This window comes from Gordonia sp. NB41Y (assembly GCF_030718915.1).
In the GTDB taxonomy this organism is placed as follows: Bacteria; Actinomycetota; Actinomycetes; order Mycobacteriales; family Mycobacteriaceae; genus Gordonia; species Gordonia desulfuricans.
On the sequence record NZ_CP132196.1, the window covers coordinates 3,649,337 to 3,671,688 of the forward strand.

General features: G+C 66.8%; 22 protein-coding genes. 16 read left to right on the forward strand and 6 right to left on the reverse strand.

Annotated features, from left to right (window positions below; translation table 11 throughout):
• Nucleotides 1–40: 40 nt before the first annotated feature.
• Nucleotides 41–1,414 carry a PLP-dependent aminotransferase family protein gene (locus Q9K23_RS15745; RefSeq protein ID WP_020790064.1) on the forward strand — a complete coding sequence of 458 codons (1,374 nt, stop codon included), beginning with the start codon at nucleotides 41–43 and terminating at the stop codon, nucleotides 1,412–1,414.
• A gap of 7 nt (nucleotides 1,415–1,421) precedes the next feature.
• Here the strand turns inward: Q9K23_RS15745 and Q9K23_RS15750 are convergent, their stop codons facing one another.
• The 4 genes from Q9K23_RS15750 to Q9K23_RS15765 all read right to left on the reverse strand — a co-directional run bounded on the left by Q9K23_RS15750 (nucleotide 1,422) and on the right by Q9K23_RS15765 (nucleotide 5,390).
• Nucleotides 1,422–1,958: a hypothetical protein gene (locus Q9K23_RS15750; protein ID WP_053777318.1), complete on the reverse strand. Its 537-nt coding sequence runs from the start codon at nucleotides 1,956–1,958 to the stop codon at nucleotides 1,422–1,424.
• Between the two features lie 2 nt (nucleotides 1,959–1,960).
• Nucleotides 1,961–3,163: a phosphotransferase family protein gene (locus Q9K23_RS15755; protein WP_020790070.1), complete on the reverse strand. Its 1,203-nt coding sequence runs from the start codon at nucleotides 3,161–3,163 to the stop codon at nucleotides 1,961–1,963.
• A gap of 21 nt (nucleotides 3,164–3,184) precedes the next feature.
• Nucleotides 3,185–4,201 (reverse strand): hypothetical protein, encoded by a 1,017-nt coding sequence (locus Q9K23_RS15760; protein ID WP_020790069.1) that lies wholly within the window; start codon nucleotides 4,199–4,201, stop codon nucleotides 3,185–3,187.
• An 82-nt stretch (nucleotides 4,202–4,283) separates the two neighbouring features.
• Nucleotides 4,284–5,390 carry an NAD(P)-dependent alcohol dehydrogenase gene (locus Q9K23_RS15765; protein WP_053777317.1) on the reverse strand — a complete coding sequence of 369 codons (1,107 nt, stop codon included), beginning with the start codon at nucleotides 5,388–5,390 and terminating at the stop codon, nucleotides 4,284–4,286.
• Nucleotides 5,391–5,644: 254 nt separating this feature from the next.
• Between Q9K23_RS15765 and Q9K23_RS15770 the strand changes: the two genes are divergently transcribed.
• The 9 genes from Q9K23_RS15770 to Q9K23_RS15810 all read left to right on the forward strand — a co-directional run bounded on the left by Q9K23_RS15770 (nucleotide 5,645) and on the right by Q9K23_RS15810 (nucleotide 13,291).
• The gene (locus Q9K23_RS15770) at nucleotides 5,645–6,598 is read left to right on the forward strand and encodes a LuxR C-terminal-related transcriptional regulator (RefSeq protein WP_160319597.1); all 954 of its coding nucleotides are present in this window, start codon (nucleotides 5,645–5,647) and stop codon (nucleotides 6,596–6,598) included.
• Nucleotides 6,595–7,455: a LuxR C-terminal-related transcriptional regulator gene (locus Q9K23_RS15775; RefSeq protein WP_305950196.1), complete on the forward strand. Its 861-nt coding sequence runs from the start codon at nucleotides 6,595–6,597 to the stop codon at nucleotides 7,453–7,455. Before Q9K23_RS15770 ends, Q9K23_RS15775 begins: the two co-directional genes overlap by 4 nt.
• A gap of 139 nt (nucleotides 7,456–7,594) precedes the next feature.
• On the forward strand, nucleotides 7,595–8,587 hold the full coding sequence (locus Q9K23_RS15780; RefSeq protein ID WP_020792297.1) for a hypothetical protein: 993 nt from the start codon (nucleotides 7,595–7,597) through the stop codon (nucleotides 8,585–8,587).
• Between the two features lies 1 nt (nucleotide 8,588).
• Complete coding sequence (locus Q9K23_RS15785) at nucleotides 8,589–9,824, forward strand: phosphotransferase family protein (protein WP_152972741.1); 1,236 nt, start codon at nucleotides 8,589–8,591, stop codon at nucleotides 9,822–9,824.
• Nucleotides 9,824–10,339 (forward strand): hypothetical protein, encoded by a 516-nt coding sequence (locus tag Q9K23_RS15790; RefSeq protein ID WP_020792672.1) that lies wholly within the window; start codon nucleotides 9,824–9,826, stop codon nucleotides 10,337–10,339. The genes Q9K23_RS15785 and Q9K23_RS15790 overlap by 1 nt, the downstream gene beginning before the upstream one ends.
• Nucleotides 10,340–10,456: 117 nt before the next feature.
• Nucleotides 10,457–11,149: a tyrosine-protein phosphatase gene (locus Q9K23_RS15795; protein ID WP_053777312.1), complete on the forward strand. Its 693-nt coding sequence runs from the start codon at nucleotides 10,457–10,459 to the stop codon at nucleotides 11,147–11,149.
• Between the two features lie 135 nt (nucleotides 11,150–11,284).
• On the forward strand, nucleotides 11,285–11,881 hold the full coding sequence (locus tag Q9K23_RS15800) for a sulfite oxidase-like oxidoreductase (RefSeq protein ID WP_020793028.1): 597 nt from the start codon (nucleotides 11,285–11,287) through the stop codon (nucleotides 11,879–11,881).
• Nucleotides 11,878–12,594 (forward strand): FAD-binding oxidoreductase, encoded by a 717-nt coding sequence (locus Q9K23_RS15805; RefSeq protein ID WP_020793029.1) that lies wholly within the window; start codon nucleotides 11,878–11,880, stop codon nucleotides 12,592–12,594. The genes Q9K23_RS15800 and Q9K23_RS15805 overlap by 4 nt, the downstream gene beginning before the upstream one ends.
• Nucleotides 12,595–12,817: 223 nt before the next feature.
• Nucleotides 12,818–13,291 (forward strand): hypothetical protein, encoded by a 474-nt coding sequence (locus Q9K23_RS15810; RefSeq protein ID WP_305950197.1) that lies wholly within the window; start codon nucleotides 12,818–12,820, stop codon nucleotides 13,289–13,291.
• A gap of 61 nt (nucleotides 13,292–13,352) precedes the next feature.
• Here the strand turns inward: Q9K23_RS15810 and Q9K23_RS15815 are convergent, their stop codons facing one another.
• Complete coding sequence (locus Q9K23_RS15815; RefSeq protein WP_053777311.1) at nucleotides 13,353–14,150, reverse strand: NADPH-dependent oxidoreductase; 798 nt, start codon at nucleotides 14,148–14,150, stop codon at nucleotides 13,353–13,355.
• 236 nt (nucleotides 14,151–14,386) lie between these two features.
• Between Q9K23_RS15815 and Q9K23_RS15820 the strand changes: the two genes are divergently transcribed.
• Nucleotides 14,387–15,799 (forward strand): cytosine permease, encoded by a 1,413-nt coding sequence (locus Q9K23_RS15820; RefSeq protein ID WP_020792480.1) that lies wholly within the window; start codon nucleotides 14,387–14,389, stop codon nucleotides 15,797–15,799.
• Nucleotides 15,800–15,869: 70 nt separating this feature from the next.
• On the opposite strand, the gene Q9K23_RS15825 is transcribed toward Q9K23_RS15820, so the two are convergent.
• The gene (locus Q9K23_RS15825; RefSeq protein ID WP_305950198.1) at nucleotides 15,870–17,453 is read right to left on the reverse strand and encodes a PucR family transcriptional regulator; all 1,584 of its coding nucleotides are present in this window, start codon (nucleotides 17,451–17,453) and stop codon (nucleotides 15,870–15,872) included.
• 86 nt (nucleotides 17,454–17,539) lie between these two features.
• On the opposite strand from Q9K23_RS15825, the gene Q9K23_RS15830 reads away from it, so the two are divergent.
• From Q9K23_RS15830 to rutA, 5 genes are all read left to right on the forward strand, one after another.
• Nucleotides 17,540–18,013 carry a nucleoside deaminase gene (locus Q9K23_RS15830; RefSeq protein WP_053777310.1) on the forward strand — a complete coding sequence of 158 codons (474 nt, stop codon included), beginning with the start codon at nucleotides 17,540–17,542 and terminating at the stop codon, nucleotides 18,011–18,013.
• Nucleotides 18,010–18,993: a 2-oxoglutarate and iron-dependent oxygenase domain-containing protein gene (locus Q9K23_RS15835; RefSeq protein ID WP_020792665.1), complete on the forward strand. Its 984-nt coding sequence runs from the start codon at nucleotides 18,010–18,012 to the stop codon at nucleotides 18,991–18,993. The genes Q9K23_RS15830 and Q9K23_RS15835 overlap by 4 nt, the downstream gene beginning before the upstream one ends.
• Nucleotides 18,994–19,031: 38 nt before the next feature.
• Nucleotides 19,032–19,961, forward strand: a complete 930-nt coding sequence (locus tag Q9K23_RS15840) for an LLM class F420-dependent oxidoreductase (RefSeq protein ID WP_020792667.1) — start codon at nucleotides 19,032–19,034, stop codon at nucleotides 19,959–19,961.
• Between the two features lie 62 nt (nucleotides 19,962–20,023).
• Complete coding sequence (locus tag Q9K23_RS15845) at nucleotides 20,024–21,055, forward strand: LacI family DNA-binding transcriptional regulator (RefSeq protein ID WP_053777309.1); 1,032 nt, start codon at nucleotides 20,024–20,026, stop codon at nucleotides 21,053–21,055.
• 147 nt (nucleotides 21,056–21,202) lie between these two features.
• Nucleotides 21,203–22,288: a pyrimidine utilization protein A gene (gene rutA / locus Q9K23_RS15850; protein WP_020791450.1), complete on the forward strand. Its 1,086-nt coding sequence runs from the start codon at nucleotides 21,203–21,205 to the stop codon at nucleotides 22,286–22,288.
• The last annotated feature ends 64 nt before the right edge of the window (nucleotides 22,289–22,352 follow it).

Below are 22,352 nucleotides of genomic sequence, written 5' to 3' on the forward strand. Positions count from 1 at the left end.
ATGGCGGCGCCGTGATCTGACCCTGTGCGATGATCGGACCATGCGTGATCCGGGTCCACAGCTCTCCGCCCGCGAGCTGGCGTCGATGCTCGGTACCTGGCGCTCCCACGACGGCACGTTGAGTATCGGCCTCGCGACCGCCATCGCCCACCTGGTGGAATCGGGGGAACTGAAAAGCGGTGTGCGTCTTCCCGCGCAGCGTGTTCTGGCAGGCGAGCTGGAGGTCGCCCGCGGAACGGTGACGACGGCGTACGAGATCCTTGCCGGCGGCGGATATGTCACAGCAGAGGTCGGGCGGGGCTCGACGGTGAGCCCACCCAACAAGCCGCGGTTGCGTCCGCTGGACGACCCGGGTTCGGGGTTGTCGTCGGTGGTGGCCGATCTGTCGACCCAATCCCTGCCGGCCGGCGGTACCTTCGTCGACGTCATCGAGCGGATGCGGTCGAACTCCCTGCGGCCGTATCTGGAGACCGACGGCCACAATGCCTTCGGGCTCGCCGCTTTGCGCAATGCGGTGGCGCGGTATCTCACCGTCGGTGGCACGCCCACGGTTCCGGAGCAGATCCTGATCACCGCAGGTGCGCAGCAGGCGTTGTGGCTCACGGTCTTCGCGCTGGCCGAGACCGGGGACACCATCATGGTCGAGGATCCCACCTACCGTGGGATCCTCGCCGTGCTCGCCGGGTGTGGCCGCGATCTTCGCGTCGACACGCTCCCGTGGTCGGACTACACGCTCACCCGGCGGGGCCGACATGGCCCGGCCATGGTCTACGCCCAGTCGTCGGTCCACAGCCCGACCGGACTGGTGCGCTCCGAGGAGATGCTGCTCGACCTCGCCGAGTCGGCGAACAGGCAGGGATTCCTGGTGATCGAGGATCGGAGTACAGCCGATCTGATCTTTGACCCGGAGATCCAGACGTCGGGGCTGGCGGGTCACATCGCACCCGACAAACTCCTCACGGTGGGGACCCTGTCGAAGCTGTTCTGGGGCGGACTACGCGTCGGGTGGATCCGAGGGGAGCCGGCGATGATCGCCCGCGTGGCCGACGTCAAGCAGACGATCGATGTCACGACATCGGTGCTCGACCAGGTCGTGGCGTCCGAAGCGCTCCTCGGTGCCCGCGCCATCGCCGAGGAGCGTCGCAGATCGCTGATGGACCATGCCGCCGCAACCGTCGGTGTGGTGCGCCGGTGTCGGCCCGAATGGAATCCGCTGCCCCCCGAAGGGGGCAGCGGACTCTGGGTCGACATCCATTCCGATGCCATCGACTATGCGATGGCCGCACAGGCGAGTGGCATCCGTATCGCCGCGGGACCGGCCTTCTCGGCGACGCGCGGTTTCGATACCCACATCAGACTGCCGATCTGGCACCCTGCCGATGATCTGGCCGAGCTGCTCTCGTCGCCGGTGTGACCGCGAGTCAGCCCGTGGTGCCGGCGGCGAGCAACCCGGCAAGCTCGGGAACACCGGCCGGATCCGGGTCGAATCCCAGTGGGAGCAGCCATGACCGGTCGAGTTCGAGTCGTCGGAGGGCGTGAGCCAGGACGGTTCGCTCGACGCCTGCCCGTTGTGCGGGCGCGAGCTGGTCGGCGGTCCGCAGTACGGCGGTGACCTCGTCACCGAGACCGGCGATGACGACCGCATACCCTTCGGCGGTGGTCTCGGGGTCTGCGATGCGGGCCATGGCCGCAGATCGGATGCCGCCCAGACGGGCGGTGGTCGCGTCGTCGACCGCGTCGAGCTCGGCCAACCTGCCGACGAGGTCGATCAGTGCGATCGCCTCCGCCCGGCGTCGCGCCGCGACGAGATCGACACGGTCGGCCACGAATCGGATCGCGTCCCAGACGAGGTGGGCCTGCTCGAGCGCCTGCTGTTCTCCTGCAGCGGACAGTGCGGGCAACACGGCGTCCTCCATCGCCTTTGCCGCGGCCTTGAGCGTGATCGTGGTGTAGTCCATGGTCAGAGCACCTCCTGGAGTTGACGTCCCAACTGGCCGAGCAGGATCGGTACCGTACCTTCGAGCCGAGCCAGCAGGACGTCCTGATGCGATCGTCCGAGCTGGGCGATACGCATGGATGTGGCGAGCGTCTTCACCGTGGCCGAGAACCCGCAGAAGATCGAATACCAGCGCAGGCGTTCGGGATCGACGGTGAGTCCGGATGCCTCGGAGTAACGCTCGAAGAACTCCTCGCGTGGGACGAGTCCGGAGACCAGGAACGTCTCGCCCGTCTCGTCGTAGTGGCCGAAGAGATCCTGTGCGCAGTAGGCGAGATCATAGTGCCGGTCACCGAGGTGGGCCGACTCCCAATCGAGCCAGGCCGTGATCGTCGCGGTGTCCTCGTCGAACAAGAAGTTCCCGCTTCGGAAGTCACCGTGGACCACGCTGACCCGATCCATGACCGGAAGGTTGCGGGCGAGCCAGTTGGCCGCGAGCTCCATGATCGGGGAGGCGTCGAGGCTGTCGAGTGTCCAGAGCTGACGCTCGAAGTTGAGCTGCCGGCTCGCACGCTCGGTGGTCCCGGCGGCGGGGACGGTGAGAGCCTCGGAACCCCACGAACCCGGATCGATGGTGTGGAGTGCGGCGAGCCCCGCGATGAGCTGATCGCCGAGCGGTTTACGCAGCGCCGGACCGAAATCGGTGCCCAGACCACTGACCTGACCGGTGGTGGCGAGCGTCGGCTTGGTCACGCCGGAGACGAAACCGCAGACCAGGCCCGGCTCGGGAAGATGACACGCTTCGTCGTCGACCCAGAGCACCTCCGGCGCGGGGAGTACGCCCGCGACGCCGCGGAGGATCTCGAACTCGCTCGTCTTGATGGTCGCGTTCAACGATTCGGGAGGATCCATGCGGAGCAGGAGCTTCCGTGGTTCGGGGTGCTCATCGGAGACGAGGTCGAAGGCCATCTGGATCTTCGATGCACCACCGGTGAGCCAGCGCGAGTTGCGGAGTTCGACATCGGTGCCGGCATCGGCCTGGGCGGCGATCAGCCCGCGCAGCGCCTCGGTCAGCTCGTCGAGACCGATCGGGGACCAGCCCGGCCCCTGACGGCGGGTGAACTTGCGATCGATCGCGCGCTGGGCGGCGGGGTCGGTGGGGAAGCGGTCGCGGACCTCGGCCACCGTCGCGGTGGAGATGCCGGGTGCGGAGAGTGTTCGGGTCATTCTCAGTCCTGTTGTCGGGGATCAGATTCCAGGTCCGAAGGCCTGCGCGGTCAGGGAGCCGTGACGCGAGGTCCGATCGGCGAGGAATTCGATGCCATAGGTGTCGGCCTGCAGTCCGTAGGCATGTCGGCCGTCGAGTTCGTAGTGCATGAGCGATTGGAACGTCACATAGGACGGGCTGAAGGTGTACCAGGGCGCACCGGCCACCGCCGAGCCGCGCACCGTGATGGTCCGGCCGGTGGAGTCGGTGACGGTGATCTCGTTCTGGAACGGGCTCAGCCCCTGCTGGTTTGCCGATACCGATGCCCGGGTTATCCCGTACACCTTCTCGCCCTCGTGGATGTAGCCGAATCGTAGTGGGCCGTAGACGACGTCACCGCCCCGCAGCTCGATTCCGGTGACCAGATGGATACCCAGATCCTCGTCGAAGGGGATGTGGATGTAGGCGATGGCGGCCTGTCCGAGTTCGGTGCGGGTTCCCCAGCTGCGATCCATGCCGCCCATCGAGTCGATCTCGTAGGTGCGGCCGCGCAATGTCAGGCTTCCGCGTACCCGGCCGAGGAAGTCGAGATGGCCTCCCGCCCAGGCATCGCCCAGGCCGAGATCGGCATGGGCGTCGTCGGGTGAGTCCAGGAGCGGGTTCTCGGCGGGATCGTTCGGGTCCCAGGCAGGCATCGCGCCGTCGAGGGTCATGTCGAACGAACATGCCCCCGCGATGTTGTCGTAGGCGAACCGGTAGTGGTTGGGGGCCTGGGTGACCTCCACGCGCAGCCCACTCTGCATCTCGAACGACATCATGGAATCCGGGCAGGGACAATGCATCTGCGGATCGGTCAGATCCACGGTGAAGGGGTGACGGTTGAGCCCGGCGACGACGTTGACGGACGAGATCGCCGCGCCGACATTGGGTCTGGCCAACACGTACACGTTGCCGTAGAGGTTCTCCTCGGGAACCGCGAACCAGAAGCCGATCGTCTCGGTCCAGGTGGTGAGCGACGGATCGACGGGGTGCAGGTCGGCGTCTTCGGGGTGGATCATTGCTGCCTTTCGGTTTCGGCGTCAGGATCAGGCCGTCAGGATCAGGGCGGGGGATCAGGCCGTCAGGATCAGGCTGACGGGATCAGGCGTCGGGAACGAGGACGAGCTTGGTCACCTCGCCTCGCTCCTGCGCCGCGATGGCGTCGTTGATCTTGGAGAACGGGTATGTGGTGATGAGGGTGTCGAACGGGAAGCGTCCCGCGGCATGATGGGCGAGCAGCTCCGGGATGAACGTCTCCGGCACACTGTCACCCTCGACGATCCCGGTGATGGTGAGTCCCTTCTGCATGGCACCGACGATGTTGACCGGGAGGTCCACCGAGAAGTCCGCGGGCACACCGACGAGACCCACGACGGCATTCTGCGCGGCGGCATCGATCGCCGCCCCGATGACGTCGACTCGGCCGGTCGTGTCGAAGATGTGGTCGACCCCGTCCGGGGCGATCGTCCGCAGCGCCGCGGTCAGATCCGTACCGATCGGGTCGATGACGTGTGTGGCCCCGAGTTCCGTGGCGACGGTACGCCGGGATGCCATCGGTTCGACGACGATGATCGGGGTGCAGCCCTGGATGACAGCACCCATGACCGCGGCGAGGCCCACCGGTCCGCCACCGAGAACGACGAGGGAGCGGTCTGCGGCACAACGCATCGAGTTCATGATCGCGCCGGCACCGGTCTGGATTCCGCATCCCAGCGGTCCGACGAGTGAGATGTCGAGGTCGGTCTCCACCTTGACGGTGTTGCGTTCGTTGACCAGTGCGTGCGATGCGAAGGACGACTGGCCGAAGAAGTGTCCGTGGACCGGAGTCCCGTCGGATGACATCGTGTCCGTTCCGTCCGGTCTGCTCCCGATGTAGTTCTCCGCGGTGAACTCGGTGCAGTAGGCCGGCCTTCCCGTGGTGCAGGGGCGGCACCGCCGGCAACTGCTGAACGACACGGCGACCTCGTCGCCGACGGCGACGGTTGTGACGTCGTCGCCGACCGCCACCACGACCCCGCTCCCCTCGTGGCCGAGGACGACGGGATAGGGGAGTCCGTAGACGCCGTCGCGGGCGGCGATATCGGTGTGGCAGAGACCGACTCCTCGGATCTCGACCACGAGCTCGTCGTTGCGGGGTGCTGCCAGTTCGACTTCTTCGATGGTGAAGTCCTGGTGGGCGCCGTGTGCCACGGCTGCGGTGATCTGCATGGGAACCTCTTTGCGCGGAATTGGCTGGGCCAATGTGAGAATGCGGGAAACCATTGCGATTCGAAAATGGTTAGGCCAAAGTGTAGGGAAGAGTGGCGTGGAACACAACAGGTGGTCGGGCCGGGTTTCGGTAGGCGGTGGCAGCACAGATGGTGTCGGAGACAGCAGGGATGGGATCGGGGACGACGACGGCGTCGAGGACCGCACCGGTGGATCCGGCGGCTGCCGGTCGAATCGATCCGGAGCGTCTCCTGGTGGACGTCGCACGTGCGATCCGCGACGGGAAGATGGAGCCGGCAGAGTTCGCGGACGCGGACCGCATCCTGGGGCAGCTGGACGCGGTACGTCGAGGTGCCGGACGCGCGTCGGTGAACCGAATCCTCGCCACCGCCGAACTCATGCGCGACCTGGTCTCGGCAGATGTCGGTGCTCCCGACGAGGCGGTGGACGCCACGTTCCGCCCGGTGGCCGCTGCACTCGGGTTTCGGCGCGCACTGTTCTCCACCGTCGACGACGGACGATGGTGGCCGTCATGCCTTTTCGTCGAGCACGGCCTGGCCGACACCCACCTGAGGCTCCGTGAGTACCTCCTCGACAATCCGATCGACCTGCATCAGGCGCAGGTGGAGAGACTCGCGGTCAAGGGATGTGAACCGCATCTCGTGACCTCGCCGCACACGCACAGCATGACCTACAAACCGTTGATGTCGGTGTCGGATTCACATGGTTACGTCGTCGCGCCGGTGGTCTGCAATCGCACCGTGGTCGGCATGATCCATGCCGACCGATTCGACGAGCCCGCCACCGCCGCCGATCTCGAACGTGTCACGTTCTCCACGCAGATGATGGCGATGGTCGCAGAGCGGGTGGCACGGCGTCGGCATCTGGCCGAGCTCGCCGCGCGGCTCGCCGACGTCGTCACCTATGCCGAAGAGGTTCTGGCCGGGCGCGCCGATCTCGGCCCGGCCGGTACCGCCCCGTCGTCGGTCCGGCGGGATGTCCATCCCGGACTGACGGTCCGCCAGCACTCGATCATGCGCCGGCTCTGTGAGGGGGCCACCAATGTGCAGATCGCACGGGAGCTCGGTGTATCCGAGGGGACGGTGAAGACCCACGTGCGCAACATCTATCGTGCCCTGGGCGTTCGGAGCAGAGCCGGCGCGGCCGCTGCCTACCGGGCGGGCCTCGACTCCCGGCCGACACGATGACCGTCGCTCCCGCCGGTGTGGTGGAGCGGCTGCGTGATCTTGCCGACCGCGGGAAAGCGCTTGTGGCCGAGGGCTCCCCGGGGACAGTCGATCTCATCGAACTCCGGGCCGAGACGGCGTCCGGCCTCGCCGAGGTGGAGGCTGCCCTCGCGCACGAGGACCGGTCGCACACCGTGATCCCCGACGGGCTGCGGTCGGCATCGGCTGCACGGGTGATCCGGTACCTGACCGTGCACGAGTGTCTGCTGGATGTGCTCGACGGGATCGATGCACGCCTGTTCGGATCGCTCTCCCTCCTGGTCTCCCGGCTGCGGACCGGTGACCGGGACTCGCGACGACAGGCCCTGGTCGACGCCGTGCGGGCCGCCACCCACCACCCGGTCACCGCGGCCGTCGCCGAGGCAGGTCACGTCGATGTGTCCGCCGCACGGCAGCGCGGTGCACTCGTCGTCAGGGCCGGCGAGGAGTGCATCGTCGTCGACGTGGGTGGGCACGCGCCGTCGTCGGCCCTCACCGGGTATCTCGCGATGATCGAGGCCATCGCGGCCGGTGTGGCCAAACACGATGCCGAGGCACGGGGACTGAGCGAACTGGTGAAACATGCAGCAGCTCAGTCGAATTATGACGGCCACCCGGGGCCTGCGGTCGCAGGACGGCCTCCCGGTCTCGCGCTCGGTGACCTGACCCGGCGTGAACGCGAGGTCGCGACACTGGTGTCGCGGGGATTGTCGAACCCCGAGATCGCCGCCGAACTGGTGATCTCGGTGGAGACCGCCAAGAGTCATGTCAAGAGCATCCTGCGCAAGAGCGGTGCGGGCAGCCGCGCCGAGTTCGTGACCCGATCGGCGCGGTACTGACGGGCTGTTCCGTTGGGGTGATGTTGGGGGCGCTTCTGGGGGATATCGCGTGACGTGCGCCACTGCGACGTGAGTTCGGGCGGATGCTGTTGGCACGTGACCCGTCGGGTCCGAAACGTCGAACTCGCAAGGAAGCAACATGATCCAAGAACACGATTGCGATTTCCATGACCGCGATCCGGAGGACTGGACGTGGACCGAGACAACCGCATTGATCTTCAGCGTCCCGGAAGCCGGGATCCTGGGCAATGCCTACGTCCTGGCCCGCCCCAATCTCGGTGTGGCGCTGTCGTCGGTGGCGCTCGCCCAGGGGATGTGCCCGTCGCCGGCCGAGATGGATCTCGCCGACTGTCAGGTCCATCTGCCGTGCCCGGAGTCGTTCTCCGACTTCGAACTCGCCAACGGGCTGAGCGTCAAGGTGTCCGATGCGCCGCGGGACTACCACTTCCGATACGAGAACGCGCTGGACAACTGCGCGTTCGATCTCACCTTCGAGGCGACCCATCATCCGTTCGACATGCACGATCCCGCCGAGAACGCGCTGCTCACCGCAGCCGATTCGGTGGCATCGGCCGACACCCATGGTGACGGCTGGGCGAACGGCCACTTCGAGGTGAAGGGACATATCACCGGCGAGCTGGAGTTGCGGGGCAAGCGGTATGCGGTCGAATGCTACGAGAGCATGGACCACAGTTGGGGACCGCGCCGTGACCTGGGAACCTGGGCGGTGTCGTGGATCTCGGTGAACTTCGGTCCTCAACTGGCGATGCATCTCGCAGTGGAGATGACCATCGAGCGGGGGCAGGTGAAGTACGGCGACCTCCGATTCGGATTCGTCACCCGGAACGGAGTCACGGAGAGTCTCGTGTGGGCTCGCGTGGAGGCGGCACGTGTGGACATGCTCACCGTCTCCAACCACCTGAAGGTGCGGAGCGCCGGTGGCACGGAATGGGAGTTCCGTGGCAGCGCGATCGCCGCCCATCCGTGGTACGGCTTCAACCCGCGAGACGTCGCCTTCCAGAGCCTGCACCGGTACGAGTACGACGGTGTCGTCGGGTACGGGGAGATGGCCGACATCTTCGGTCTGGACTACCTGTCCGAACATGTCTCCAAGCATGGACGGGGGGCGTGACATGACCACCGTGGAACCGCATACAGGTTCGCTCGACGACTTCGGTCGCCGTGACGATCCGTCGCCCGAGTTCATCGAGGATCTGCGGCGTCGATTCCCGGTCGACGCCGAACTCGACGCCATGCTCGTCCGAAAGATGCAGCGACGTAACGGGAGTCAGTATCAGAGAGTGACCCTCGACGAACTCGTCGGCTATCTCGAGTCGATGCTGGCCGACACCGTCGACGGCCCGTTCACGATCTCCGACAGCCGATGGCTGTCCGGCGGTGCCTCGAAGATGCAGATGCGCGTGACGCTGCAGTGGACCGATCCGCACCGCGGCGACGTCACCGATGTCCTGGTCGTGCGCATGGACCCGGCCGAATCGCTCAACGCCACCAGCCGTAAGCAGGAGGCCGAGATCCTCGGTGTGGTCGGCGACGTCCTACCCGTGCCCACGGTGCGATGGCTCGACGCGTCCGGTGAGTGGTTTCCCGAGCCGGCGCTGATCTACGACTTCGCCTCCGGTGTGACCAAGCCGACCGCCACCGACTCGGGTGCGGTGAGCGGACTGGGGACCATGTTCGGGCCAGAACTCCGAAAACGACTGGGGCGACAGTTCGTCGACCAGCTCGCGGCCCTCCATTCGCTGGATCCCACCCGACTCGACCTGCGGTGGTTCGACCGGCCCGAACCGGGTACCACCCAGGCGGCGGAATGGAAACTCAACCACTATCAGCGGGTGTGGGAGGAAGACCGCGGTGAAGACCTCCCGTTGATGGACGTGGCGGGACATTGGCTTCGACGCAACCTGCCCGTCGTCGACCACGTGAGCATCATCCATGGCGACTATCGAAGTGGGAACTTCCTTTTCGACGAGAGCACCTCGGATATCACCGCGTGGCTGGACTGGGAGTACTGCCATCTGGGGGATCGCCATCGCGATCTCGCGTGGGCCACCGACGCCACTTTCGGCCACACCGATCCCGAGACGGGTGACTACCTGGTCTGTGGTCTGTTCACCGAGGAGGAATTCCTCCGCGAGTACGAGCGTGCATCGGGATTCACCGTCGACCGTGAACGGTTGGCCTACTACAAGATCGCCAACACCTACCAGCTGATCGTCGCCACACGGGCCACGGCATATCGCATCTCACGGTTGGGTAAGACGCATCAAGATGTGCTCCTGTCCTGGGTCGGGGGCATGGTCCCGGTGCTGTCGCGACAGCTGATCGACCTGCTGAAGGAGCGGATCTGATGATCGATCATTCCGAGAACGCATTACGTGCGGTGATCAAATCCCTGAGAGATGTGGTGGCGCCTGCGGTCGATCCCGGCGATCCCATGGCGCAGGAGCAGTTGGCACTGTCCTTGGGCACCCTCGAGTTCCTGCATTCCCGGCTCGACCGATCGGACGCGCGGGCCCGGTTCGAGTTGCGGGCCCGCCTGCACCTGGCCCGTGGACTCCATGTGGTTCTCCCGAGCGGGTCGGTCCAGATGGCGGAAGCGATGGAACAGGCGGAAGGACTGCTCGGAAACGTCGACGCACAGGTCGCCGAACTTCGGGCGGCGAGCGCTCGTCTGGGTGCCGTCGTCGCGCAGGTCATGGCTTCCGAGGTGGACGCCGAGGTCCGGACGGCGATGGAGACCGCGGTTCTCGACGGTTCCGAGGCGCTGGTCGAGTTCGAGCGGTCCTGGTATCGACCGCTGGGCTTCGACCCGCATCCGGAGAGCATCCGGTCACTCGACGACATCCTCGGCGCCCGGGGTTGAGCGTGGTCTCCACCGTCACTTCGGCGGGTCTTCACCGACCGGAAAGGTCCGGGGTGCCGTGACCGGGCTATGGTATGACCAATAGAGGTGAGTGGGTGGAGCGCGATGGGAGCGAGGATGGCCGTGGAGTCGATCGTGAACGGCCGGGATCTCGGTGGGTTACCCGTCCGGGGTGGCGGCCGGACGCGGCAGGGCGTCCTGCTGCGCAGCGATGCGCCGTATCTCGGTGACGCCGATCCGGTCCACATCGCGTGGCCACCGGCCACGGTGGTGGATCTGCGTGACGGTACCGAGGCGGCGAAGCTCGCGGCGTCGTGGGGTACCGGTGTCCGGGTGGTCAACAACCCGGTGTTCTCGGGTGCGCGGCTCGATCGGCTGGTGCAGGTGTCACTGGTCGATCTGTACGACCGGATGCTGAACACCTCCGCCGAGCGGATCGCCGGTGCGCTCAACAGCTTCGATCCGGACGGGTCGACCCTGGTGCACTGTGCGGCGGGCAAGGACCGGACCGGTGTCGTCGTCGCCATCGCCCTGATGCTGGCCGATGTGGAGCCCGAGGCGATCGTCGCCGACTACCTGCGGACAGGGGAGGCGATCGAGCACATCTACGCCCGGATGTCCGATCGTCGTCGGCTGCCCGCGGCCATCGGTGTCGATCACCCGGTCTTCGGGACGCCGTCGGAGGCCATCGAACTCGTCATCGACAGGGTGGGCGGGTCGGCCGGTGGCGCCTGGGGGTGGGTGGCCGGCAACGGCGCCGACGAGCAGCGACTGCGGCGCTGGGCCGAGCGGTTCGGGTCGGAAGTCTGACCTCAGGCGCATCGGCAATCGGTTCGGAAGGGCCGAAGGTCCTTGTGGGGGAGTGCTATCGCTCCCATTGCCGCCTGGTGGTGAGAATCATCGATCCCTCACAGAAGAATCGGCGATACGCCGTAGACTCGCCACATGGCGATAGTCAACAGGGGTTTCGTCGGCCGCCGTGACCGCAACGCCGAGCGTCTGCCCCCGGGACAGTACTCGACGCTCGATTTTCCGGTGTTGTCGGCCGAGCCCACTCCGGTTCTGCCACTGGACAAGTGGCGGTTGACGATCCAATCGTCGGATCACCGGGCGCACACCCTCGACTGGGCGCAGTTCGGTGCGCTGCCGCACCAGGACGTCACCACCGACATCCACTGTGTGACGCACTGGTCGAAGTTCGACACCCGTTGGCGCGGTGTGTCGTTCGACGATCTGCTCGCGACCCTTCCGTGGGCGCCGGACACGTTCGTGATGGCGCACTGCTACGGGGGATACACCACCAACATCCCCCTGGCAGATCTGATCGATGGGCGTGCGTGGCTCGCCGACACCTTCGACGGTGAGCCCCTCGCGCCCGAGCACGGCGGTCCCGTCCGGCTGCTCGTGCCACACCTGTACTTCTGGAAGAGTGCGAAATGGGTTCGGCGCCTGCGCTTCATGCCTACCGACGCACCAGGATTCTGGGAGGAGCGGGGCTACCACATCTACGGTGACCCCTGGCGTGAGCAGCGGTACTCGTGACCACCGCATGGCAGATCACCACCGTGATCGGGGACGAGTGGCAGAGCCCCACCGCACGCACGCTGCGTCTGGCACTGAGTGAACCGGTCCACGCCGAAGCCGGTGCACATGTCGACATCAGGCTCACCGCCGCCGACGGCTATTCCACCGCGCGTGCCTACTCGCTGTCGGATGTGCGGGAGACCAGAACCGTGGAGGTGACGGTCGAACGCACCGAAGACGGTGAGGTCTCGCCATATCTGGTCGACGTGGTCGAGGTCGGCGAGCCCCTGGAGATCAGTGGCCCGCACGGTCGATGGTTCACGTGGAACATCGAGGATGCGCAGCCGGTCCAGCTGATCGGCGGCGGCTCGGGGATCGTCCCACTGATGTCGATGATCCGGATGCGTGAACTCTGGGCCCCGCAGACACAGTTCAACCTGGTCTACTCGATCCGATCACCGGAACGGCGGTACTTCGCCGCCGAGTTACGGCAGCTGACCGAGCACAATCGCTTGCCCATCAACATCTTCCACACTCGCGTGGCACCCGAGGACGACATCCGCCCGCCGGGGCGGGTCACCGCCGACGAGCTGATCGAGGCGACGATCCCACCGGAGTTGCAACCGGTGATCTACATCTGTGGCACCAACGGCTTCGTCGAGCACTGTGCGACGGCGATGGTCGCGGCCGGCCATGCCGCCGGGCGGATCCGGACCGAACGGTTCGGCTGACCGATCGGTGTCGGTGGCCCTCGTCGGCCACGTCGGCCTGCGGCCTCCCCCGATCGGGGGAGGCCGTACTCGGCCATCGGTTCCCACCACCGGTGGAGTCCGCATCACGGCGGGGCACGGCAGAGTCGGTGATGTCAGAAACACAGAGCCCGGACCCCACGGACCACGCACCACACACGGTGCGGACCACGATGGGCCTGGACCCGAGGCCGAGGAGTACGTCGTGAAGATCACCAAGAGCATCAAGAACCGCACGATCGCCGGCCTGGCCGGCGTGGGTGTCGCCGCCGGCCTGGCCCTGGGCGGCGCGGGACTGGCCAGTGCCGGCACGATGCCGGTCACCCACCCCGGGGAGCCCACGATCGCGATGACGATCACCAACCACACCGATCAGACCGAGCGGCTGGCCGGGGCGACACCCGGAACCGGCCAGTGGGTGCAGGCACCTCGGGCGACGCTGGCACCGGGGGCGAGTGAGACGGTGACCACCGTCGCCCCGAACAGCTCCTACGAGACGGTCTTCGTCAACTACCGGATCGGTGCCCTCGGGCCGCGTGCCACCTACAACGTCGAGGACGTGCAGGGTGATGTGAACACCGCGATGACCGGGATCTCCGGTGGCGGGCACTACATGATCAACGCCCCGCAGATCGACTCCGGATACCCGAATGTGAATGTCTCCTACGATCTGTGGTGAGCAGAATCGACGGCGGTGGCGGCCTCACCCGAGGCCGCCACCGCCGTGTCGAGCGGGCCGATCAGCGGGTCGACAACCCGAAGTGTTCGAGGTCATCGCGCAGTTTCTCCCGGCCGTGCAGTGCGGCGGTGTCGCCGAGGCGGGCCAGCACGCGATCGCTCCAGTTGCCGGTCAACCCGAATCGGCCGTAGTATTCCTCGACCGCGGCGTCGTAGCGCGGGATGTCGGCGTCGGCGCGCTCGGTGTCGTACACCTCATGGTGCAGGACCGCACTCTGCGGCAACCGCGGTTTGATCCCGGCGTCCTCGGTGGGGTCCGGGGTGCCGATGGCCATCCCGAACACGGCCACGGTGTGCGGAGGCAGCCGGAGCTCGGCGGCCACCTCGCGCGGATGGTTGCGGATCGCCCCGATGTACACGGTGCCCAGGCCCACCGATTCCGCGGCCACCACCGCGTTCTGTGCTGCGAGCGATGCGTCGATCACCCCGATCAGGGTGCTCTCGAGATGGTTCGCCCCGTCCAGCGGTACACCGGCGCGCGCCGCCAGCCGATGGGCCCGGTCGAGATCGGCGATCCACACCAGGAACAGCGGGGCGTCGACGATGTGCTGCTGGTCACCGGACAATGCCGACAGGCGGGCCTTGCGCTGCGGGTCGCGCACCGCGACGACACTCCACGCCTGCAGATTCGACGACGTCGGGGCGGACTGGGCGGCGGCGATGACGGCGTGGAGGGTGTCGTCGTCGACGGGGGCATCGGTGAACTTGCGGACCGAACGATGGGCCAGCGCGACGGTGAGGGATTCGCTGGTGACCTGCAATTCTGCGGTGGCATCGGCATAGCGTTCGGTGACGGGCACGTCGTTCTCCTGATCGGTCGGGGCGGGGGTCAGTTGTGGGAAACCTCGCGGAGGGGTGATTCGATTCCCGTGGACGCAGCCGGATCGACGAACATCACAGTCCGGTGCCCGTGGCCACGGGAATCGCGGGATCTGGGACGGTCGAGGTCGATCCATCCGATCTGTCGGGTCTGACCGGGGGTCGGACTGACAATCCGTCGGTTGCCCCTGGCGGAGTGGCGCAGCAAAGTGTCGCCATGACCGCTTCTCCCGACACCACGGCCGCCGGCACCGTCGACGCTGCGCGCACGGATTACCGCGACAAGGTCCTGGCCGTCGAGCCCGGCGGCAACGAACCCATCCCGCTCGAGGCCCGCCACGGCAAGCCGCGGGGCCTGTTCTGGACGTGGGCGGCGCCGAACCTCGAGTTCGCGACCATCTTCGTCGGCGTCATCTCCGTCGCCTACTTCGGTCTGTCGTTCTGGCAGGCCGTGTTCGCGATGGTGATCGGCAACGTGCTCGGTGCGATCGCGCACTTCCTGCTGTCGGCGGAGGGGCCGCTGCACGGCGTGCCGCAGATGGTGTTGGGCCGGTTGAGCTTCGGCTATCGGGGCAACATCCTGCCGGCCACGTTCATGGCGGTGATGTGTGGAGTCGGCTGGTTCGCCACCAACAGCGTCAGCGGTGCGTTCGCGCTGTCCACCCTGTGCGGGATCACCCCGCTGGCGGGTCTGGTCCTGATCGTCGTGATCCAGACCGCGTTCGCGTTCTTCGGCCACAATCTGGTGCAGCGGTTCGAGCGGCTCGCCGCCCCGATCCTCGCGATCATCTTCCTGGTTGGCGCGGTGATCATCTTCGGTAAGGCCGACGTCGCGATGGGGTCGGCAGAGGGCGGCTTCTCGATGGGCGGGTTCCTGCTCACCATGGGTGCGGCCTTCGGCTACACCGCCGGCTGGACCCCCTACGCCGCCGACTACACGCGGTATCTGCCGCCGACCGTGTCGCGAGTACAGACCGGACTGTTCGCCTCGGCCGGACTGTTCGTGGCCACCACCTTCCTGATGGTGGTGGGTGCGGCGTCGATGACCATCGGTGGCGTCGAGTCCGACAACCCCACCGAGGCGTTCACCGCCAACTTCCCCGGCTTCGTCGCCAACCTGACGCTGCTGGCCATCGCGGTGGGTGCCGTCGCCGCCAATGCGATCAATGTGTACTCGGGCGCAATGGCTTTCGTGACGATGGGATTCAAACTCCCGGTCGGCGCGCAGCGTGCGCTGGTGTCGGTGTTCTTCGGCGTGGTCGGATTCCTGGTCGCCTGGTGGGCGCTGGCCGACGCCGCCGCGTCGTATGAGGCGTTCCTGCTGCTGGTGGCCTACTGGATCGGTCCGTGGCTGGGCGTCGTGTTCGCCGACCGGCTGCTCCGCAAGGAGCCGCCGTCCCTGACTCTGCTCTACGACCGCAGCTACACCAACTGGGGTGGTGTGGCCGCATTCGTGATCGCGCTCGTCGTATCGGTCCTGCTGTTCTGCAATCAGGAACGGTTTGTCGGCTATGCGGTGCGTGCGATCCCCGAACTCGGTGACATCGGCGCATTCGTCGGGTTCGTGCTCGCGTTCGTGGGATACGTGATCCTGGCCCGCGGCCGCGTCGAGAGTTCGCAAGGCCGGTAGAGGGGGAGCAGACCCGGGGTCCGGGCCGGCGCCGACGGGCGGCGGTCCGGACCCCGTTCCATTTCTCCGATCAGTGGGGACGTGCGCGAAGAACGCTGAGTGCCAACAACACCGACGGGTACATCTCGGGTGTGGTCGGATCGAATCCGAGTAGTCCGCGAATCCGGTCGAGGCGTTGATACAGGCTCTGCCTGCCGATGTGCAGGGCTGCGGCCGAGCGCGTCGCGCTGCAGCCGTACCGCAGGTGGACGTCGAGGGTGTGTGCGAGCTGAGCCGATTGGCTCTCGTCATGTGCGCGAAGGGGTTCGAGGAGGCGGGCCAGTTCCGTTCCGACCCCGTCGGGCAGGGTGCGTGCCGCGGCGTCGACCGCCAGCTCCCGGGAGGTGAACACGCCGTCGCCACGGGAGCCGTCCCGACGCTCCGCGATCGCGATGGACAGCCGTTCCGAGCAGGTGCGCAGTGCATCGGCGAGCACCCCGGACAGTCCGGCCCCGGCGTCGAATCCGCCGACGGCGATGGCATCCCCGACGACGGCGGTGACCCGTCCGACCCGTGCCGCGGCCGCGGCCATCGCCCGATGGGTCCGCTCGACGGGATCGGCGTCGGCGTCGGCGGGGTCGCGGGTGCCGGGTACCACCATCAAGGCGTGGACGGTGGCATCGACGGTGGCATGCACCACCGCGCCGGAGGCGTCGGCGCGGGCGAGGACCGTCTCGGCCATCCGCGGGTCCGGGGCGTCGATCGCGACTGCGACGAGATGGGACGAATCGGTCAGTGGTACACCGGAACTGGTCAATCTGGCGTACAGGTCGGCCCGCCGCACCGGACGCCCGTCGAGCAACTCGGCGACCAGCCGGGCGCCGATCGCCGAGCGGCCGGGACCCGACCGGGTGAGTGCGGCGCCGACCGGCCCCGCACCGACACCCAGCAGCTCGGTGATCTGATCCGGGTCCGCGGGTCCCGAAACCTGATGACCTGCACGGGGTCCCGCGTACAGCGTGCCGATCTCCCGGTCGCGCACGGTGATCGGCATCGAGGCGATCGCGGAGTCGACCAGACGCCATGCGGCGCGGTCGTCGTCGGCGCCGTGCGCGGCGAGCAATGCACCGCCGGCGCCGACCAGCACGATCGGGCATCCGGTCGCGTCGGCGATGTGGGTGATCATCGCCGCCGTACCGCCCGAGGCGGTCAGTGCCGCATGCAGCCGGGCGTCGAGGGTGCTGCGCAGTCGCAGGCCGGCCACCTCGTCGGAGACGATGGCGGTGTTCGCGGCGCGGCACACGTCGATGAACGGCACCACCGTCCGCAGCTCGATGATCGGCAGGTGCACCGCCGAGCCCTCACGGATCATCTCCTCGGGCACCTCGTCGAAGGTCCGGCCGATCTCGAAGGCCAGGGCGGCGACACCGCGTTCGGCGAGGTCGCGGATGTAGTGGCGGCGGATGCCCGCGTCGAGTCCGGCCAGCCCGAGGCCGGTGGTGAGCAGCAGTTCGCCACCCGACAACAGCGGGCCGATCTCGAAGATCTCGCTCGAGTGCACCCACGACACGGCCACGTCGAGCCGGTCGTGGGCGGTCAGCACCCGTGGGTCGGAGGCCGCGAGGTGGCGGTCGATCACCTCTCGCAGGGTGGGGGTGCCGGTGGTGTCGCGCATGGATAGACGATATGCACGTCGAGACCTGGCCGCGAGGCGACGAACTGTCGGTTGCTGCGGCGTCGTCGGGGGCGGATCCTCGAATGATGACCGCCATCCCTGATCCGGTGACCCTGCTCGACACCGCCTATCACCAGGCCATGACCGGCCTGGCCGAGGGCGGAATCCCGATCGGCGCGGCCCTGTTCGCCGCCGACGGAACGCTGCTCGGCGAGGGGCGTAACCGTCGTGTGCAGCAGGACGACCCGTCCGTTCACGGTGAGACCGACGCCTTCCGTGCGGCCGGCCGCCAGCGTGACTACTCGTCGACCATCATGGTCACCACCCTGGCGCCGTGCTGGTACTGCAGCGGCCTGATCCGGCAGTTCGGCATCGGTTCGGTGATCATCGGCGAGAACCGCAACTTCGCCGGTGGCGAGGACTGGCTGCGTGAGCTCGGGGTGAACGTCACCGTCGTCGACGATCCGCGCTGCGTGGCCATGATGGGTGAGTTCATCGAGAACCATCCGGCCGTGTGGAACGAGGACATCGGCGTCGTCGATCACGAGGAGGCGAAGTGACCGGCGCCGCGGGTGCGAGCCCGATCCTGACCGTCGACCTGTCGCAGTGGCGCGCCGGCGGTGAGGCGGCCGCCAAGGTGTGTGCCGACGTCGACGAGTCGCTGCAGAAGGCCGGCTTCCTGCTGGTCACCGGCCACGGTATCGATCCGGGGCTGCCGGCCGCGTTGCGTGCGACCGCGCGGCAGTTCTTCGCGATGCCCGACGACGTCAAGTCCCGGTATGCGGTGACCGTGGGCGGGCGGGGCTGGATCGGTCCCGGTCTGGAGGCCAACGGCTACTCGGAGGGCACCGAGACCCCGCCGGATCTGAAGGAGACCTACAACTCCGGTGCGCAGACACCGGTGGGTATCCCCGAGATCGACGACTACTGGTTCGCTCCCGACGTGTGGCCCGCCGAGGTGCCGAAGTTGCGTGAGCTGTTCACCGCGTGGACGTCGCAGATGAAGGCGCTCTCCGACGACCTGCTCGCGCTGATGGCGGCATCCCTGGGGTCGGCCCCGGCAGACAATCCGTTCGCCGACCTCGCCGGCAACTCCACGTGGACGTCGAACATCAACCACTATCCGCCGATGACGGTGGTCGGCGAGCCGGAGCCGGGTCAGTTCCGGATCGGCCCGCACACCGACTTCGGTACGGTCACCATCCTCGACCGCGAGCCCGGGGCCGGTGGCCTGCAGGTCCACAGCGACGAGGGTGGTTGGGCGGATGCGCCGTACGATCCGTCGGCGCTGACCGTGAACATCGGTGACCTGCTCGAATACTGGTCGGGTGGCCGTTGGCCGGCCGGGCGCCATCGTGTCCTGCCGCCGCAACCCGATGCACCGGAAGAAGACCTGGTGTCGTTGATCTTCTTCTACGAACTCGACCACGACGCCGTCGTGACCCCACTCGAACCGCCGGTGGGCAAGGTCGGCGGGCGGCCGCCGGTGGTGTCCGGAGAGTTCATCAAGGAACGGCTGGACGCGATCACCGTCGGCTGATCGAACCGAGATCCACTCGCCCGCGTATGTTGGGGCGAGTGGATTTTCGTATCTTCACCGAACCCCAGCAAGGCGCCACCTACGATCAGCTGCTCGCCGTGGCGAAGCGGGCCGAGGCCCTCGGCTTCGACGCGTTCTTCCGCTCGGACCACTATCTGGCGATGAACGCCGACGGTCTGCCCGGACCCACCGACGCGTGGCTCACCCTGGCCGGTCTGGCCCGAGAGACGTCGACCATCCGGCTCGGCACCCTGGTCACCTCCGCCACCTTCCGGCACCCCGGACCGTTAGCCATCTCGGTGGCCCAGGTCGACCAGATGAGTGGCGGGCGTGTCGAATTCGGTCTCGGCGCAGGCTGGTTCGAGGCCGAGCACACCGCCTACGGCATCCCGTTCCCCGGCCTCGGCGAGCGATTCGACCGATTGACCGAGCAACTGGAGATCATCACCGGACTCTGGCAGACGCCGGTCGGCGGCACCTTCGACCACGCCGGCAAGTTCTACACCGTGCAGGACTCCCCGGCCCTGCCGAAGCCGACGCAGGAGCGGGTGCCGGTGATCGTCGGCGGGATGGGCCGCAACCGTACCCCGGAGCTCGCGGCGCGGTTCGCCACCGAGTTCAACATCCCGTTCCAGTCGCTCGACGCCGTCGCCGGTCAGTACGCCCGCGTTCGTGAGGTCTGCGGACAGGTGGGCCGCGACGCCGACGACCTGACCTACTCGGTGGCGCTGGTGCTGTGCTGCGGCCGTACCGAGGACGAGCTGGCTCGCCGTGCCGCCGCCATCGGTCGCGAGGTCGACGAGCTGCGCGAGAACGGTGCCGCCGGTACTCCCGACGAGGTCGTCGCCAAGATCGAGGCCTACCGAGCACTCGGCGCCACCCGCGTGTACCTGCAGGTGCTCGACCTCGACGATCTCGACCACCTCGATCTCGTCGCCGCGGAGGTTGTCCCGAACGTCGGAGGGTGATCGGGTCTCCAAGCGGTTGCGCGTCGTGGGGCGGGCCGGAGACCTGCCCCTAGACTGCCAGAATGCGCGGCAAACACATCACCGGCTACGACGTGGCCAAGCGGGCCGGCGTCTCGCAGTCAACGGTGTCGCGGGCATTGCGAAACGACCCACGCGTGATCCAGGAGACGCGGGACGCGATCCAGGCTCTCGCCAAGGAGATGGGCTACGTCCCGCACGTCGCCGCGCGCAACCTCATCACACGCCGGTCGGCCGCGATCGCGGTGATCACCGGTGATCTGCGCAACCCGTCGTTTCCATTGCTCGTGAACACGTTGCAAGACCGCTTCGCCCGTGATGACTATCGCGTGCTGCTGATGAACGACCGCGAACGCGGGGAGATCGGCAAGGACATCGAAGCGTTGCGCGGCGGGCTGGTGGATGGAATCGTCTTCATCTCGGCCCGCAAGGATTCACCGATCGTCACCGAGATGATCGACTGGAAGATGCCGCTGGTGATCCTCAATCGTGACGTCGACGAGAGCCAGGCGCACCGGGTGGACCGGATCACCTCAGACAACGTGGGTGGAGGGCGCCTGGTCGCAGACCACCTCGTCGCTTTGGGGCACAGACGCGTCGGTCTGATCTCGGGTCCGCTCACCAACCCGAGCGTGGTGCTCCGTGAACGGGGTTTCCGGGAAGGGTTGGCCGCGCATGGGATCGACCTCGACGAGTCCCTTGTCGCGCGCGGTCCGGTCGATGCCAAGACCGGACTCGACGGTGGCCTGGAGCTGCTGGCGCGACCGCAGGCGCCGACAGCGATCTTCTGTATCACCGACTATGTGGCGTTCGGGGCGCTCGATGCCGCGAAACGGTTGCAGATGAGTGTTCCGGATCATGTCTCGGTGGTGGGATACAACGATCTCGACATCGCGAGCTGGTCGCTACTCGATCTGACCACCGTGCGACAGCCATTGGAGGACATGGCAATTGCGGCAGCCGAGTTGCTGCTCGCACGAATTGACGGTGCCACGGGTGCGCCGGTGCACCGGGAGTTCGAGGTCGGCTGGGTTCGGCGCGGGAGTGTGGGCACGGCACCGGAGAACAGCGCGTAGCGAAGGAAACATCTTCGAAACAGTGGGGCCATGGGCGCGTAAATGACGATCAATACATTCGAAGTCATGACCGGCGCTGAGGCGGGTCATCTTCTCTCCTCACTTCCCCTATCTCCGTTCTGTACCTCGATCGTCAGGAGCACTCCCATGGATATCGGCGTCTTCATTCCCATCGGCAACAACGGCTGGCTCATCTCCAAGAGTGCTCCGCAGTACATGCCGTCGTTCGAGCTCAACAAGGAGATCGTCCAGCGTGCAGAGCACTACGGACTCGACTTCGCACTCTCGATGATCAAGCTGAAGGGTTTCGGCGGCGAGACCGAGTTCTGGGACCACAACCTCGAATCGTTCACGCTGATGGCCGGTCTGGCTGCGGCGACCGAGCGCATCAAGCTGTTCGCCTCCACTCCGATCCTCACCCTTCCGCCGGCCATGGTGGCCCGAATGGCCTCGACCATCGATTCGATCGCTCCGGGGCGTTTCGGCGTGAACATCGTGACCGGCTGGGCGCCAAACGAATACACCCAGATGGGGCTGTGGCCGGGGGAGGAGTACTTCGGCTACCGCTACGACCAGGCCACCGAGTACGTGACCGTCATGAAGGAACTGTGGGCAGATGGTGTCAGCAACTTCAAGGGCGAGTACTACACGATGGACAACTGTGTCCTGTCTCCGCGCCCGACGGGTGGCACGGCCCCGATCGTTGCGGCCGGACAGTCGAAGTCGGGGATGAAGTTCGCCGCTGAGATGGCCGACTACAACTTCATCATGGGGACCGGGATAAACACGCCCACAGCGATTTCCGAGGCAACAAGTACCTTGGTGGAGGCCGCCGCCACGACCGGACGTGATGTCGGCGCGATGACCCTGTTCATGATCATCGCCGCGGAGACCGATGAAGAAGCCCAGGCGCGGTGGAAGGACTACCACGACAACGCCGACCTCGCGGCCCTCGGCTACATGGCCGACCAGTCTGCCGCCGACACCGAGGCCGACGGCGAATCCACCGCTCGCACGATCTCTCTGCCCGAGGGGGCTGTGAACTTCAACATGGGAACGCTGGTCGGTTCGTTCGAGACCGTTGCCGGGATGCTCGACGAGATCGCCGAGATCGACGGAATCAAGGGCATCATGCTGACCTTCGACGACTTCCTCGAGGGAATCGAGAACTTCGGCACCCGAATTCAGCCGCTCATGATGAGCCGCAAGGAGGTCATCGAGCCGGCGGCATAGTCGACGAGACCTTCTCTGAACGATCTCCACTCACGACGGTGTGGCGGGCGGTGCGACGATGATC